This is a genomic window from Pontibacter sp. LHS1 (assembly GCF_058932855.1).
This window is the reverse complement of sequence record NZ_JBZYWF010000005.1, coordinates 101,281-116,788: the sequence shown is the minus strand read 5'-3', so window position 1 is coordinate 116,788 and position 15,508 is coordinate 101,281. Positions and strand designations below refer to the sequence as shown.

Here is a 15,508-nt window from a genome sequence, read left to right as displayed (position 1 = left end):
TAACCAGCGCCACCGCATGACAATCCCTCAGCTTCTTCTTGTTGCCGTGTATGGTCTTTGTCTGGCCTTTATATTCTGCTACAGCCTCGTGCAGCTGCACCTCACTTACCTCTATTGGACCCGCCGCAAAACCATACCTGCACCGGAGGCTATACCTGAGGCAAGCTACACCTGGCCCACTGTAACGGTGCAGCTCCCGCTCTATAATGAACGCTATGTGGTAGAGCGCCTGATCGACGCGGTGGCCGCCCTCGATTACCCCCGCCACCTGCTCCAGATCCAGCTGCTTGACGACTCTACCGACGACACGACTGAACTGATCCGGCAAAAAATCACCAGCTACGCCGGCACCGGACTGCGCCTGGAGCACGTGCGGCGCCCCGACCGCAACGGCTACAAAGCCGGTGCCCTGCTGTATGGCCTGCAGCAAGCTACCGGCGACTTCATTGCCATATTCGATGCTGATTTTGTTCCGCAGCCCGACTTTCTCAAGCGCACTATACCTGCTTTCAATCACGGGCAGGTGGGTGTGGTGCAAACCCGCTGGGGCCACCTGAACCAAGACTATTCGCTGCTCACCCGTTTGCAGGCCTTTGGGCTGGATGCGCACTTTACGGTAGAGCAGGTCGGGCGCAACAGCGGCGGGCACTTTATCAACTTCAACGGCACGGCTGGGATATGGCGCAAAAGCTGCATCGTGGACGCCGGCGGCTGGCAGTCTGATACCCTGACCGAAGACCTGGATCTGAGCTACCGCGCCCAGTTGCGGGGCTGGCATTTCCGCTACCTGCAGGGTGTAGAAGCCCCCGCCGAATTGCCTGCCGCCATGAGTGCGCTCAAGTCGCAGCAGTACCGCTGGACCAAAGGCGCTGCTGAAACAGCCCGCAAACATCTGGGCAAAGTGCTGCACGAACCCATGCCCTTCTCTACCCGGCTTCATGCAATATTCCATCTGCTCAACAGCAGCATATTTGTCTGCGTGCTGCTCACGGCCCTGCTCAGCATCCCCATGCTATACCTGAAACACACTGTACCGGGACTCGAGCTGCTTTTTGCGCTGGGCTCACTGCTGATCATCAGTCTGCTGGCCCTGCTGGCTTTTTACTGGACCTCCCTTTACCAGCAAACCGGCTCGGTGTGGCATACCGCAAAGCGTTTTATACCTGAGTTCTTCCTGTTCCTTTCCATGTCGATGGGGATGTCGCTGCACAACACGGTGGCGGTGCTGGAGGGCTATCTGGGTCGGAAAACGCCCTTTATTCGCACTCCCAAGCACAACCTGAAGCACCGCCGCGATTCCTGGCGCAAGCACGCCTATGCCATCACCGCGCTCCACCCGGTTACGCTACTGGAAGGGCTGCTGGTATTATATTTCGGATACGGTGTCGTGCTGGGATTTCAGCTGCAGGATTATGGTCTGCTGCCTTTTCATATGATGCTGATGCTCGGTTTTGGTTCCGTTTTCGTATACTCGCTCAACCATAGCCGCCGCGCATGACCCTCGCCCGAAAGCACATAGCGTCCTATACCTTGTTGGGAATCTCCGCCCTGGTATACCTGGCACTGGGCTATGCGACGCCGCGCGAGAATTTCACGCAATTGCTGCTGCTCACGCTGCTGGCCTTCGGTATCTACGCCTACGTCACGAACCAAAAGTTGCCCGTGTGGCATGGCATCGGAGCAGGTCTGTTTTTCAGGTTGCTGTTCCTCTTCGCTATACCTGCACTGTCCGACGATTATTTCCGCTTTGTGTGGGATGGACGCTTGTTGCTTGCCGGTGAGAATCCCTACCTATACCTACCGGCACAGTTTGTGGGCGAAGAAGCTCCTGCTATACCTGGCCTTACGGCCGAACTGTTTTTGCAGCTCAATTCCCAGCATTACTTTTCGGTATACCCCCCGGTGCTGCAAGCTGTGTTCTGGTTGGCAGCCGCCCTTTCTCCCGAAAGCCTGACTGGCAGCATACTGGTGATGCGGGTGATCATTCTGGCTGCCGAGACAGGCTCTATTCTACTTTTGCTGCGCCTTTTGCGCCGCATGGCCCTGCCCGACCGCTACGTGCATATCTATGCTCTCAACCCACTGATGATCCTCGAGCTGACCGGCAATCTGCACATGGAGGCACTGCTTATTTTTTTCCTGCTGCTGTTTCTGTATCAGCTGCACTATCAGCGCTACCTCATAGCGGCGGTGCCTTTTGCCCTGGCTATTGGCAGCAAACTCCTGCCGCTGATGTTCCTGCCCTTTGTGTGGCGCAAACTGGGCCTGAAACGCTTCATCAGTTTTGGGGTGGTGATGACTGTTGTTTTGGTGTTGCTGTTTCTGCCGCTTCTTTCAATGGAGGTGCTGCACAATATCTGGCAAAGCATCGACCTGTACTTTCAGCGGTTTGAGTTCAATGCCAGTGTTTACTATCTGCTGCGTTGGCTGGGTTATCAGCTGACAGGCTACAACCAGATTGCAGTAATCGGTCCACTGCTCTCGCTGGCAACATTGGTTATTATCCTGTCGATGGCGGCGGTGAAGAAGCTGGGTTCGGTGCGCCGACTGGCCGGCTACATGGCGGCAGCCCTCACTGTATACCTGCTGCTGGCTACCACGGTGCATCCCTGGTATATCACCACACTGGTGGCGCTCACCACCCTGAGTCACTTCCGCTACGCCACAGTCTGGAGTTGTCTGGCCATTTTCAGCTATTCCGCCTACCGCACCAGTACCTATACCGAAAACCTGTGGCTTGTGGCGCTGGAGTATACCCTGGTTGGACTTTGGCTGCTGGCCGAGCTATACCTGTACCGCCAACAGAAAAAACATATCAACCTGCCCCGGCAGAGTGTCGCGCAGCCCAAATAAACTTTACTCACATTATGAAAAAACACTTCCAGCACGTTCCAGGCATGCCTTATAGTCTGGCTAACATAACACTATTCTCAGGAACATTGCTTATTACCTGTCTCCTCTCCTGTCAATCACCTATGCCAACTGACGAGCAGACTACAGTTGAAAAGAACACCTCAGGTATAGTCTCCCGCGACGGCCAGAGCTATACCTCCGAAACACTGGAGGTGCACAAAATAGCAGACCAGGTATACCAGCACCTGTCCTTCCTGGAAACCCAAAGCTTCGGTAAAGTGCCCTGCAACGGAATGGTCGTGATTGATCAGCAGGAAGCCATCATTTTCGACACGCCGACAACAGACCGGGCCTCTCTGGAGCTGATCGATTGGGTGGAGCAAAGCCTGGGTTGCAAAGTAAAAGCGGTTGTCGCCACGCACTTCCACGACGACTGCCTGGGCGGACTGCAGGTCTTCGAGCAACGAGGCATTCCGACTTACGCCAGCCATAGGACCATTGCCTTGGCTAAGGACAACAATACAGCCGTGCCAGCGCATGGCTTTGAGGAGGAGTTAACATTGGAAGTCGGAAACGAAAAAGTGCTGGTTTTATACCCCGGCAAGGGGCACACCCACGACAATGTAGTCGGCTATTTTCCGAAGGCGGAGGCCATGTTTGGCGGCTGCCTGATCAAGGAACTGGGTGCTGGCAAAGGCAATCTGGCCGATGCTGATACGGTCGCCTGGCCACAAACGGTGGCGAAGTTGAAAGCCATTTTCCCGCAGGTTAAGCACGTTATTCCGGGACATGGCAAAGCGGGTGGGCAACAATTATTCGACTATACTGTTCGGCTGTTTGAGCAAAATTAAGCTGCTACTCATAGCCTATAATAGTGGACATCATCGCAAGTTGAAGCATTATTGACTGATGAAATCTAATATCGGAGAGAAATACGATAGAATAGCACAGTGGTGGCACAGCTACCATAATGAATCTGACTACGGACTAAGCCAGCTTGAAAGGGCGATTTCATATTGCGGAAGTCGTGATTCAGCTTTGGATGTGGGGTGTGGCAGTGGTGGCAGAATGGTCAGAAGGTTGGAGCAGAACGGGTTTAGTGTGACAGGAATAGATGCTTCAACAAAAATGATAGCGATAGCAAAGGCCAATCATGCTTCCGCTCAATTCTTCCTAGCCGATATCTGCACCTGGGAAGCCGACCAGAAGTATGATATTATTATTGCATGGGATAGTCTGTTCCATCTACCCCTTTCCATGCATTCGCCAGTGATTTCAAAGCTGTGCGGAATGCTTCAGAAGGATGGTATCTTAGCCTATACGTTTGGAAAGGGTTATGGAGAGCACGAAAGTGACTGGCATCAGGACAAGTTCTATTATAGCACAGTTGGGATCAATGAAAATTTGAAAATCATCATTGAAAGCAACTGTGAATGCCAACACTTAGAATTTGATCAGTATCCCGAAAAGCATGTATTTATGATTGCCAAAAAGACAACGTGAATAGGGCAGCAACGAATCAGCCGACAACTTAATCCATTGTATAGCAGAGACATATCAACCTCCCCTTGCTACACCTCCCCTATATCCCGCAAGGGCGCTGTCAGAAAATCATTAAACGGCTTCACAGCTTTAAAGCCCTCGAGCACCGTGCTCATGAAATCCTTGCTGAGCACCAACTTATCCGAAATCGGCATGACTGCGTTCCAGCTTTTGAAGCGGAGGTACTCGATGGCCGGGTTGTCTTTGTCGTAGCCTTTGGGCGTAGTTTTGAGCTGCTCACCCTGTATGCTGCCGAAACGCTCCTTAAAGTCAGGAGCCTGCATGATGCGCTCCAGTTCGTCGAGGTTGTAGTCGATCTCCTGTCGCACGGCTTTCAGGTAATCTGCGGGCGGCATCCACAGGCCGCCGGCCAGAAAGGAATTGTTGTTGGCGGCCAGATGCAGGTAATAGCCCGGCAAGATTGACTTACGCCCTCCTTCGGCCACATAGGCCCCGAAATGATCTTTGTAAGGTCGCTTGTCGTTAGAAAAGCGCACATCGCGGTAAATGCGAAACACCAGGTCTTTACCTTTCTGCCCGATCGCCACAGGCTCGAATAGCGCCATCTCCTCCATCAGTTCATCCAGAAAGGCCAGGTAGTTTTTGCGGGCGGCTTCGTAGCGGGGCTTGTTCTCCTGAAACCACTCGCGGTTGTTGTTTTGTGTCAGATCGGCTAGAAAAGCCAGTGTGGTTTTGTCTATTGTTGTTGCCATGGGCTAGTTTCGTCGTGCTTTTAGCGATGCATTGGGCTTTATACTGATTGGTAAACGGCTTTGTTTGTTGCCATGCCAGATGAGCCAATTTATACCTTTCCTGCGAGCAAACCAATCGCTCCTGTAAGTTGTTAAAACAGAGAGGCAAGCGCCTTCTTTTTGCCGCTTGCATACATTTTAATACCACCGCTTTCTTAACGCCCATGGCACGCCTATTCTTCATTATTTTGCTGTTTCTGTACTCGCTGCCGGGTATAGCCAGCGATTCTACGGAGGTATGGCTGCTCGTGCCGGATCAGAAAGAGCAACTCCGCCAGGCCATTGCGCAGTACGAGGGCTTGAGCAACCGCACCTGGCATACCTTCCCTGATAAGCTGCTGCTCCGCCCCGGTGACTCCAGCCGCTATACCCCAGACCTCCGTGCCAACCTGCTCCTGACTGGTGACCTGACCATAGCGGACACAACAGAAAACGCAACGCGCTATACCCCTCAGCTTGCAGCGGCCGTTGTACGTTTTCAGGCAAGGCACGCGCTCAAAACCGACAGCATTGTAGGACCTCGCACCGTAGCTGCGCTTAATGTGCCACCCCTGCAGCGACTGCGCCAGTTGCAGAACAGCCTGTACCGTTGGGAAGCTTTTAGTAACGATCTGCCGCAGCCCTACATTATTGTCAACATACCAGACTATACCTTGCGGCTGATCGACCAGAACAGTGTGCAGCTATACCTGCGCACCATCGTGGGCAAGCCCAAGCTCCCAACTATCGTCAACCACACCAAGCTGCATACAATCGTTTTCAATCCCTACTGGTACATCCCCAACTCCATTGCTTCCAAAGAGATCCTGCCCCTGCTCAAACGCAATCCCGGCTACCTGGAGAGCCGCGACATGGAGCTTTTCAGACCGAAGTCGCTGGGTGGCTGGCAAAAGATAAGTCCCTGGACTGTAGATTGGAGCACCGTAAGCGCTTCGGATTTTAACTACCGGATAGTACAGGTAACAGGGCAGCATAATGAGTTGGGGCTGATGAAGTTTCTGTTTGATACCCGCGTGAGCCAGTACCTGCACGATACCAAAGACAGGCACCTGTTTTCACTTGAGAAAAGAGCCTTCAGCCATGGTTGCATCCGGCTGCAAAACCCCGAAAACCTGGCGCTATACCTGCTGCAGGAAAGGAGCGGGCTATCGGAGCATCGCATCGAAAAGGTGCTGGCATCTGATAAAGATGAGCAGTTCATCCGGCTCAAAAAGCCGGTGCCCCTGATCATTGTGTACATGACAGCCTGGGCCGATGAGTTTTCGGTCATCCAGTTTCGGGAAGATATATATGGGTATGACAGATTGGAGGAAGTGCGGCTGGGGCAGTAAAATCTAGCCCTGTTCCGGCCAGTTTTCCTGCAGGTCTTCGAGCTCGTCCACATCCGAAAGGTAGGGCAGCAGGGCATGGCTCAGGTGCAGGCGTTCTATGTCGGCGATGGTGTCGGGAAATACGTGCTCGGTGCTCCAGCGTTTTTCCTGAAAGAAATCACGGTATAGGCGTTTCATCCCAAGCAGGTAATAGCCGCCGTCCAGAGCAGGACCCACCACTACTTCGTGTGTCTTCAGTGCCTCGAATGCCTGGTTAATGATTTCGGGAGTAAGTTGCGGACAGTCGCTCCCGATGATGACCACCGAGGTATAGCCTTCAGCAAAAGCGGCTTCAAAAGCCTTTTTCATTTTCTCACCCAGATCACCTTCGGGGTGCTGTAGCTTCTTTTGGTAGTGCTGCTCCGGCCAGAGGTCATCCTGCTCCACTTTTTCGGAGTAGTACACCACTTTATCCAGTGGCAGCTGCTGGGTGATGTCGCGGGTATGGCGGAGCAGGTGCAGGTAAATATCAAGTGCGGTTTCTGGTCCCACGCTGGCTGCCAGACGCGTCTTTACTTTGCCCAGCTCCGGGTTGCGGACAAAGAGCATCAACAGGTTTTTCTCAGTCATATACTTTCTCTCCTTTGCGCAGCCATACTCCCCAGGCGCGGGTATAGCCATGCACTTTTGTTGTTCGGCCCTGCCCGTTATAAACAGGCAGCCCTTGATTTACCCAAGCAAACAAGCCGCCATGCAGGTTTCGCACCTGGGTATAACCTGCCGCCAGCAGCTGCTCCCCTACTTTTTCGCTGCGGTAGCCGACCGAGCAGTATAGCACGAGGGGTGTATTTGGGGGTACGTCTTTCAGGTCAGAAAGGTCAAAGTCTTCGTAGCCTACATACCGGGCTCCGGGCAGGTGACTCACCTGGTATTCGCTTTTGCCGCGGGTGTCGAGTAGCAACGGGGCTGTACCTTGCCACAGCTGCTGCTGTACTTGCGAAGCCGAAATAGTATCGACGCTGTGGCTGTAGAGCTGCCGGAGCATCAGGTCGTAAGCTGCATCGGATTGCTCTTTGCAGGCCGACAGCAGCAGGCAGAACGATAAAATCAGGTATAGCCGATGATGCCAGGTATAGCGCATAGGCTGGTTAGGTAGTAGAGCCACCGCAACTGGAGCCGGCTCCGGCTGTGCAGCCGTAGCAATGCTGGTTCAGCACGATCTGCCTTCCGTCGAGCTGGGTCAGGTCAAAGTCGCCGATGTGCTGCGGTGCGCCGGGCTGTACTTTGAGCTCCAGCATCTGGTTAAAGTCGCAGTCATACAGTGCACCGTCCCAGCCAACTGAAATGGTGTTGCGGCACATCACGTTGGCCGCCGCCACGGGGTTGAAGGCCGTCACCAGCTTCTCCATGTAGCTGCTGTAGTTCCCGCTTTCTATCAGGTAGTCGAGGTAACGGCTGATCGGCAAGTTGGTGATGCAAAACAGATTATTAAACACGATGCCATAACCACTCAACAGCCGCCGCTTAAACTCCGCCTCCAACGATTTCTGACTCGCAGGCAGAAAAGCACCCGCCGGGTTATAGACCAGGTTCAACTCCAGATCATTTCCCTCCTGTCCGTAACCCACTTTGTTGAGCATTTGCAGCGCTTTGATGGATTTCTCAAACACGCCATCGCCGCGCTGGGCATCGGTGCGTGAAGCCGAGAAGTAAGGCAGCGAAGACACCACCTGCACCCGGTGCTCCTTGAAAAACTCCGGCAGGTCGTGGTATTTCGGATTGGCCAGTATAATGGTCAGGTTGCAGCGCACAATCACTTGCCGCCCCATTGCCGACAGCTGCTCCACAAACCAACGGAAATCCGGGTTCATCTCCGGCGCACCGCCCGTCAGGTCCACGGTGGTGAGCTGCGGGGACTTGGCCAAGGCATCGAGACAGAGCTGCATGGTGTCGCGGTTCATGATCTCTTTGCGGTCCGGGCCGGCATCTACATGGCAATGGCGACAGGTTTGGTTGCACATCTTGCCCACGTTCACCTGCAAAATCGTAGTGCCAGTGGGCTGCAACGGGTATAGGCGATGCTCCTGCAACTTAGCTCCGAAGAGCGGAAAATCGCCTTCCTCCGTTCCCGCATGCTGCAGCACCTCCAGTTGGTAAGCCGGGTTGGCAAACTGGTGCTGCTGCGCCTTCAGCGATTTAACAGGTATAGGCATGGGCTACATGGTCAGGTCCTTGATCTTGTTCATCATCTGCACGCCGTGCACCAGCGCAGCGCCTCCTTTTATGGCGGCGGCTACATGCACAGCTTCCATCATCTGGTTCTCGTCGGCACCTTTCTCCAGACAGTCAGAGGTATAGGCATCGATGCAGTAAGGGCACTGCACGGCATGTGACACGGCCAGGGCAATCAGGGCTTTCTCGCGCTCGGTCAGGGCGCCTTCTTTGAATACCTCACCGTAGTAATCGAAAAACTTGCGGCCCATCTCTGGCTGCAACTCGCTTATGTTCCCAAATTTCTTCAGGTCCGCCGGATTATAATACGTATTTTCCATAGAAGAATAAAGTCTTATTTCCCTTAAAGGTAACAAGAAACTACAGACTCCTGTCTGGTTAGCTTAGAATAGCACTGAGTTGCCTGTGCAGGTGATGGTATACGGGGAGGATGTTCAATTGGCGGGAAAGGTCGGCTCCGCTGCCTGCTTCGGTTTTTTCGTCGAGCACCGTCAGGTTGCCCATGCTGGCCTGCATGCGGTAGCCATAGAGCACCAGCTCGTTCAGCAGTTCATCGGTTTGCCAGTTGAGCATGGCAAGTGCCTCGGGGTCGAAGCAATCAATGTGCAGGCCCACCAGGTAAGCGCCGCCGTTTGTACCTGGTCCTACGACCATGCGGCCTTTGCTAAGCGCATCTTGGGCCAGCAGCAGGTCAGCCGAGGTCAGGTCCACGCAGTCGGCTCCGATGCAGATCACACGCTGGTAGCCCATGGAGTAAACTTCCTGAAAGGCATTGGCCAGGCGCTCTCCGAAATTGCTTCCCTCCTGCCGCTCCGGGTAGATCACCACCAGCGGAATACCGGAGCCCTTGGCTACAAACAAGGTATGCTGCAACAGCAGGTCAGCCGCTTGCTTGTTCAGTTCAGGGCCATGCTCCTGCGTGAACGTTTTAAAGCGGACCTGCTGCTCAGGAGTCTGAGCAAACAGTAAAATGACAGTATCGTGTTGGAGCGTATTCAAAAAGGAAAAATTTAAAAATAAAGAGTTTACCTGTAAGAAATGAAATCCATTTGAAACCCTAATGGAAGGCAATTTAATAAGAAACAATCTATAAAAAAGGGAATATTTGCGAAAGAAGTAACAATATCCGCAAAATCACGCAAATAGAACTTTATCAACACTATATTTAACCTTGTTTTTATCAGTTTATTGCCTACGGCAGCATAAATAGTCCGGCAACCGTATATTTACAGCATATCCTACAAAGAATCTGAAACAAATGGCGATACAAACAATAAACCCTGCGACCAATGAAGTTGTCAAAACATTTGAGGAGCATACCTCCGACCAGGTACAGCAGAAACTGAAAGCAGCCGATGAAGCATTTCAGCAGTGGAAAAACACCGGTTTTGAAGAAAGAGCCCGGCTGATGAACCGCTGTGCAGAAATTCTGGAGGAGGAAGCTGAAAAGTATGGGCGCATCATCACCTTAGAGATGGGCAAGCCACTGAAGGATGCCATAGCAGAAGTACAGAAATGCGCCAAGGTATGCCGCTACTACGCTGAACACGCTGCTGATTTCCTGAAAGATGAGGAGGTCGAGTCCGGAGCAAGCCGTAGCCTGATCGCTTACCAGCCGCTGGGTGTGGTGCTGGCCGTCATGCCCTGGAATTTCCCGTTCTGGCAGGTTTTCCGCTTTCTGGCCCCTGCTCTCATGGCCGGTAACGCAGGCGTACTCAAACATGCCTCCAATGTGCCGCAGTGCGCGCTGGCAATAGAGGAGATCATCCACAAAGCCGGCTTCCCGAAGGATGTGTTCCATACCTTGCTCGTTGGCTCCAGGGCGGTAGATGCGATCATCGAAAACCCTATTGTAAAAGCCGTGACCCTGACCGGCAGCGAAGGCGCTGGCTCCAAAGTAGCCGAAAAAGCGGGCAGCGAGATCAAGAAAACGGTACTAGAACTGGGCGGTAGCGATCCTTTTATCATTCTGGAAGATGCCGACCTCGAAGCCGCTGCCACTACCGCTGTGAAGTCGCGCATGGTGAACACAGGCCAAAGCTGCATTGCAGCCAAGCGCTTCATTGTAGTGGAAGGTATAGCCGATGCCTTCCTGGAGAAGATGAAGGAGAAAATGCAGGCCCTCCGCACCGGCGATCCGCTCACCGAAGACTGCGACTATGGTCCGCTGGCCCGCAAAGACCTGGCCGAGGAGTTGGAGCAGCAGGTGCAGGAAACTATTAAACAAGGCGCTAAAGTCGTGTTAGAGGGCGGTCATGAAAAAGACTCTGCTTATTTCAAACCGATGATCATCCAGGATCCGAAGCCCGGTTCACCAGCCTACGAAGACGAACTGTTTGGCCCGGTCGCCATCGTTTTTGTGGTGAAAGATGAAGCAGAAGCCATCAAAATAGCCAACGACCACCGCTACGGCCTGGCCGGCACCGTTTTCACCAGTGACCAGGAGCGTGGTTTGCGTGTCGCCCGACAGGTAGAGACCGGTGCCATGTTCGTGAACGCCATGGTCGCCTCCACTCCTGAAATGCCTTTCGGCGGCATCAAAAAGTCAGGCTACGGCCGAGAACTCTCCTACATCGGCATCCGTGAATTCACGAACCAGAAGAGCATTTGGGTGGGGTAAATCACGCATACCCTACCACCTTGTAAACCACAAAACCGGTGATTTCGTGGATGATGCGATGCCAGAGCCGGAAGGCGTCAGGATTAGGTATGAGTAGTTCGTCGGGGGTATAGCGGATTTCGGTGGTATAGAAGTCAGTAGGGAAAACATCGGTGGCTATACCTGCTTTGTCGAAACAGGCTTTGGAGCGGCGCATGTGAAAGGCGGATGTCACGAGCAGGCGCCGCTGCAGCTCCGGGTGCTTCTGCAAAACATCTCCGGTGAAGATGGCATTCTGGTAGGTATTGTCGCTGCGGGTCTCGATGATAATGTCTTCCTGCGGTACTCCTGCCAGCAACAGGATTTCCTGCAGCATTTCAGCCTCCGGTCTGCGGTCCATGGCAACGGTGCCTATACCTCCCGTGATAAGAAACTTGTCTACCTTGCCCATGCGGTAGAGTTTGAGCGGATGCAGAAAGCGGTCTGCCCCTTTGTTGGTATGCACCCGGTCATCAGCAAAGCCAATGGCTTGGGTCACACCCGTCAGAATGATGGCTACGTCATAATTCTCTACCTGCTCCAGCGGCACCGCTTCCAGCTCCCAGGACCGCATGGCCACGTTCGCCAGAAATGGGTTTGAGAAAACCAGCAGCAGCACGGTAGCCGAAACCAAGGTATAGCGGCGCCACTTAGCCGATCGCAGGAAAACAGCCAGCAACAGTAACACCGCAATCCAGATAATGGGCATCAGGAAGTACTGCAGCAGCTTCGAAAGGACAAAAAACATAAGGGTTTCAGGTATAGCAGAAGCCGCAAAGGTATAAAAGGCAATGCATCTCTGAAAGGCTATACCTTAAAAGAGCCGTCTGAAGATCCAGAGCAGCAAAGAGAGTAGAATACTCACCAGGATCATACTCGTAATGGGCATGTAAAATTTGAAATTCTCCCGCTCCACCCGAATATCACCGGGCAGATTGCCAAACCAGCCCAGTTTGTCGCCGGCCAGCCAGACGATAAGCCCGATCACTATAATCACGACCCCGATAATGATAATGTATTTCCCAATTGGCTGCATTTTCTGACGCTTAATGGTATAATGCCTTAGTTTACGACAAAGCAAGTTTAGGGATTTAGAGCCTAAAAGCGTAAATTTGAATGTTAGAGTCACCCTAAAATTACCCTATACTTTGAAAGTTTGCATTGCTGAGAAACCGAGTGTTGCGCGTGAGATTGCCCAGGTAATTGGAGCCAAAACCCGTAAGGATGGCTATTACGAAGGCAACGGCTACCAGGTCACCTGGACGTTCGGCCACTTCTGCACACTGCGCGAGCCCGATGACTACCGCCCCGAGTGGAAGCGCTGGAGCCTCTACGACCTGCCCATGCTGCCCGAAAGGTATGGCATCAAGCTGATGCAGGACAAAGGCGTGGTTCAGCAGTTCAACATCATCAAAAAGCTGCTCGACAATGCCGAGGAGGTGATCAACTGCGGTGACGCTGGTCAGGAGGGGGAAGTAATACAGCGCTGGGTGCTAACGGAGGCCAATTACCGCAAGCCTTTCAAACGCCTCTGGATCTCTTCACTCACTGAGGATGCCATACGCCAGGGTTTTGCACGGCTGCGCGAAGGCTCCGAGTTTGATTCGCTCTACCAGGCCGGCAAAAGTCGCGCCATCGGCGACTGGCTCCTGGGTCTCAACGCCACCCGACTCTTCACGCTCAAGTATGCGCAGGGACGGCAGACGCTCTCTATCGGACGAGTACAGACCCCTACCCTTGCCATGATCGTGAACCGCCACCACGAGATCGCCAACTTTGTGCCGCAGCCTTTCTGGGAACTCAAGACAGTATACCGCGACACGACTTTTTCGAGCACCAACGGCCGCTTTCACAAAGAGGAAGAGGGCCAGCAAATACTCGAGGCCATCCAGCAGGATGAACTCACCATCACCGACATAGAGACCAAGAAGGGCACCGAAAGCCCGCCCAAGCTGTTCGACCTGACATCGCTGCAGATCGAGTGCAACAACAAGCTGAGCATGTCGGCCGATGAAACGCTCAAAACCATCCAGAGCCTCTACGAGAAAAAGGTAGTGTCTTACCCACGTGTGGACACTGTCTTTCTACCCGATGACATTTACCCGAAGATTCCGGGCATTCTACAAGGCCTGAGCGGCTACCAACAGGAGGTGGCGCCGCTGTTGCAGAGCAAAATCCGCAAGAGTAAGAAGGTTTTCAATAATAATAAAGTAACCGATCACCACGCCATTATACCTACCGGCGCACAGGCCAGTCTGTATGGCCGTGAGGCGGATGTATACGATATCATCACACGCCGTTTCCTGGCTGCCTTCTATCCAGACTGTATCGTGAGCAACACCACGGTCATGGCGGAGTCGGCGGGCTATACCTTCCGGGTACGCGGCAAGCAAATCCTGGAGCCGGGTTGGCGCGTGCTTTATGGCGCCGAGGACGTAAAAACTGACAGTGGCACGGGTAAAGACGGTAAAGAGGAAGAGGAAACAGCCGGCATACTGCCCAACTTTGAGAAGGGCGAGCATGGTCCGCATGCGCCCTTGCTCGATAAAAAGTGGACCAATCCACCTAAGGAATACACCGAAGCAACCCTGTTGCGGGCCATGGAAACAGCCGGTCGGCAGATAGACGATGAAGAGCTGAAAGAGGCTTTGAAAGAAAACGGCATTGGCCGTCCCTCCACCCGAGCGGCCATCATCGAAACCCTGTTCAAGCGCCAGTACATCCGCAAAGACAAAAAGAAGATCATCCCCACCCAGATGGGCATCGACCTGATCGGGGTGATCCGCAACCAGACACTGAAGTCGGCAGAGATGACCGGGCAGTGGGAGCGCAAGCTGCGCCAGATTGAAGGAGGTTCTTTTAAAGCCGAGGCTTTTCTGCAGGAGCTGCAGGAGTTTGTGGTGAGCCTGGTGCAGGAGGTGAAATACGACAAAGCCACCGTGACAATGGAGGCACAGCCGGAGCCCGCCCCTGCTAAAGGAGGATCTGCCAAAACTGGCAAAGAAAAAGCGGCAGGTAAAAAGCCTAAAGCTGCTACAGAAACTACACCAGGAAAAGGCCTCGGCTCCTGCCCAGCCTGCGGTGAAGGGCATATCCTGAAAGGCTCCAAAGCTTACGGCTGCATCCGCTTTAAGGAAGGCTGTCGTTTCCTGATCCCGATTGAGCAGCAGGGCAAAACCCTCACCGACAAACAAATCACAGCCTTGCTCAGCAAGGGCAAGTCGCCGGTAATCAAGGGCTTTAAAGACGAGCAAGGGAATAGCTTTGATGCCTCACTTAAGCTGGATGGCAACAAGCAGGTAGTATTGGAGAAAGCGGAGAAAACGCCCGAGGCAGACCCTTTCGCTACATGCCCACGGTGTCAGCAGGGCAGCATGCTCAAAGGCAAGTCGGCCTATGGTTGCAGTCGCTTCCGGGAGGGCTGCCAGTTTGTAGTGCCCTTCGAAATAGGCGGCAAACAGCTCACCGACAAGCAGATCGGCACCTTGCTCACCAAAGGCAAAACCGGTAAGATCAAGGGCTTTACCTCTGCCAAGACCGGCAACAGCTTTGACGCAGCCCTGACCATCAACGACAACTGGCAGGTCGTATACCTGCTGAACTAAGCCACACAAGGGCTATAGGTATAAGCAGCAGGTATACGGTTTACTTTACTGAAAACAGCACTTCGCCAGTTGAGACATTCGTACGGAAGTCAGTGGCCCGAATCCATAGGGTGTAGTCGCCCTGTGGCAGGTCACTTGCGTTCAGCAGCGTATCGAATTCAAGTATCTTCTTGTCGGGTAAGGTGGTAAAGTTGATGTGGTCTGCATCGCCACCAACAGCACGCACACGCACCTGCAACTCCTTCACTTTGTCTTTGTCAGAGGCTGTCAGCTTTACACGAAGTCCTGACGACTTCGATAGCTTTTGGTTGTTAGTTGGGTTCCGGATTGTCAGAGCGGGCTTTGAACCATCTGGCTGCAGGCTCCCATCCTCAAACACATCTTCACAGGCTGTCAAAGAGACAACCATCACCGCTGAGGCCAGCAATTTTGTAAACTTCATAAAATAGTAAATAGAGAAAATAAGCTAAAGGCCTGCAATTTACTAAATCAATATAATTTACAAAAATATTAAAATAAAAAATATTCAATTTAACATCTTACATCAAAGCTACTCACATAACCCCAAATCAGGCA

The 15,508-nt window shown here is 53.0% G+C and carries 16 protein-coding genes; 7 read left to right on the top strand and 9 right to left on the bottom strand.

Annotated features, from left to right (window positions below; genetic code table 11):
• Window positions 1–16: 16 nt before the first annotated feature.
• Genes AC5FXQ_RS11770 through AC5FXQ_RS11755 form a run of 4 tightly spaced genes read left to right on the top strand, consistent with a single transcriptional unit; the run spans window position 17 to window position 4,356 of the window.
• The gene (locus tag AC5FXQ_RS11770) at window positions 17–1,498 is read left to right on the top strand and encodes a cellulose synthase family protein (protein WP_493602622.1); all 1,482 of its coding nucleotides are present in this window, start codon (window positions 17–19) and stop codon (window positions 1,496–1,498) included.
• Window positions 1,495–2,853, top strand: coding sequence for an MptA/MptB family glycosyltransferase (locus tag AC5FXQ_RS11765; protein ID WP_493602621.1), 1,359 nt, complete (start codon window positions 1,495–1,497; stop codon window positions 2,851–2,853). Before AC5FXQ_RS11770 ends, AC5FXQ_RS11765 begins: the two co-directional genes overlap by 4 nt.
• 14 nt (window positions 2,854–2,867) lie before the next feature.
• Window positions 2,868–3,704 (top strand): subclass B1 metallo-beta-lactamase, encoded by an 837-nt coding sequence (gene bla, locus AC5FXQ_RS11760; RefSeq protein WP_493602620.1) that lies wholly within the window; start codon window positions 2,868–2,870, stop codon window positions 3,702–3,704.
• A 58-nt stretch (window positions 3,705–3,762) separates the two neighbouring features.
• Window positions 3,763–4,356 (top strand): class I SAM-dependent methyltransferase, encoded by a 594-nt coding sequence (locus AC5FXQ_RS11755; RefSeq protein ID WP_493602619.1) that lies wholly within the window; start codon window positions 3,763–3,765, stop codon window positions 4,354–4,356.
• Window positions 4,357–4,424: 68 nt separating this feature from the next.
• On the opposite strand, the gene AC5FXQ_RS11750 is transcribed toward AC5FXQ_RS11755, so the two are convergent.
• Entirely contained in the window at window positions 4,425–5,108 is a 684-nt protein-coding gene (locus AC5FXQ_RS11750; RefSeq protein WP_493602618.1) for a DUF2461 domain-containing protein, read from the bottom strand.
• A gap of 203 nt (window positions 5,109–5,311) precedes the next feature.
• On the opposite strand from AC5FXQ_RS11750, the gene AC5FXQ_RS11745 reads away from it, so the two are divergent.
• Window positions 5,312–6,478, top strand: a complete 1,167-nt coding sequence (locus AC5FXQ_RS11745; protein ID WP_493602617.1) for a L,D-transpeptidase family protein — start codon at window positions 5,312–5,314, stop codon at window positions 6,476–6,478.
• Between the two features lie 3 nt (window positions 6,479–6,481).
• Here AC5FXQ_RS11745 and AC5FXQ_RS11740 read toward each other — a convergent pair whose 3' ends face one another.
• The 5 genes from AC5FXQ_RS11740 to AC5FXQ_RS11720 are packed head-to-tail and all read right to left on the bottom strand — an operon-like array spanning window position 6,482 to window position 9,688.
• Complete coding sequence (locus AC5FXQ_RS11740) at window positions 6,482–7,087, bottom strand: TIGR04282 family arsenosugar biosynthesis glycosyltransferase (protein ID WP_493602616.1); 606 nt, start codon at window positions 7,085–7,087, stop codon at window positions 6,482–6,484.
• On the bottom strand, window positions 7,080–7,598 hold the full coding sequence (locus AC5FXQ_RS11735) for a rhodanese-like domain-containing protein (protein ID WP_493602615.1): 519 nt from the start codon (window positions 7,596–7,598) through the stop codon (window positions 7,080–7,082). Before AC5FXQ_RS11735 ends, AC5FXQ_RS11740 begins: the two co-directional genes overlap by 8 nt.
• A gap of 7 nt (window positions 7,599–7,605) precedes the next feature.
• The gene (gene arsS / locus AC5FXQ_RS11730) at window positions 7,606–8,670 is read right to left on the bottom strand and encodes an arsenosugar biosynthesis radical SAM (seleno)protein ArsS (protein ID WP_493602614.1); all 1,065 of its coding nucleotides are present in this window, start codon (window positions 8,668–8,670) and stop codon (window positions 7,606–7,608) included.
• Between the two features lie 3 nt (window positions 8,671–8,673).
• Window positions 8,674–9,009, bottom strand: a complete 336-nt coding sequence (locus tag AC5FXQ_RS11725) for an arsenosugar biosynthesis-associated peroxidase-like protein (RefSeq protein WP_188500166.1) — start codon at window positions 9,007–9,009, stop codon at window positions 8,674–8,676.
• A gap of 58 nt (window positions 9,010–9,067) precedes the next feature.
• Window positions 9,068–9,688, bottom strand: a complete 621-nt coding sequence (locus AC5FXQ_RS11720; RefSeq protein ID WP_493602613.1) for a TIGR04282 family arsenosugar biosynthesis glycosyltransferase — start codon at window positions 9,686–9,688, stop codon at window positions 9,068–9,070.
• A gap of 259 nt (window positions 9,689–9,947) precedes the next feature.
• Here AC5FXQ_RS11720 and AC5FXQ_RS11715 point away from each other — a divergent pair, with 259 nt between their 5' ends.
• The gene (locus AC5FXQ_RS11715; protein WP_493602612.1) at window positions 9,948–11,309 is read left to right on the top strand and encodes an NAD-dependent succinate-semialdehyde dehydrogenase; all 1,362 of its coding nucleotides are present in this window, start codon (window positions 9,948–9,950) and stop codon (window positions 11,307–11,309) included.
• A gap of 1 nt (window position 11,310) precedes the next feature.
• On the opposite strand, the gene AC5FXQ_RS11710 is transcribed toward AC5FXQ_RS11715, so the two are convergent.
• Window positions 11,311–12,075, bottom strand: a complete 765-nt coding sequence (locus AC5FXQ_RS11710; protein ID WP_493602611.1) for a YdcF family protein — start codon at window positions 12,073–12,075, stop codon at window positions 11,311–11,313.
• Between the two features lie 66 nt (window positions 12,076–12,141).
• A complete protein-coding gene (locus tag AC5FXQ_RS11705; RefSeq protein WP_493602610.1) occupies window positions 12,142–12,363 on the bottom strand; it encodes a DUF2905 domain-containing protein in 222 nt (73 codons plus the stop codon).
• A 112-nt stretch (window positions 12,364–12,475) separates the two neighbouring features.
• Between AC5FXQ_RS11705 and AC5FXQ_RS11700 the strand changes: the two genes are divergently transcribed.
• Window positions 12,476–14,932, top strand: a complete 2,457-nt coding sequence (locus AC5FXQ_RS11700; protein ID WP_493602609.1) for a type IA DNA topoisomerase — start codon at window positions 12,476–12,478, stop codon at window positions 14,930–14,932.
• A 40-nt stretch (window positions 14,933–14,972) separates the two neighbouring features.
• On the opposite strand, the gene AC5FXQ_RS11695 is transcribed toward AC5FXQ_RS11700, so the two are convergent.
• Window positions 14,973–15,374 (bottom strand): hypothetical protein, encoded by a 402-nt coding sequence (locus AC5FXQ_RS11695; RefSeq protein WP_493602608.1) that lies wholly within the window; start codon window positions 15,372–15,374, stop codon window positions 14,973–14,975.
• Window positions 15,375–15,508 lie beyond the last annotated feature (134 nt).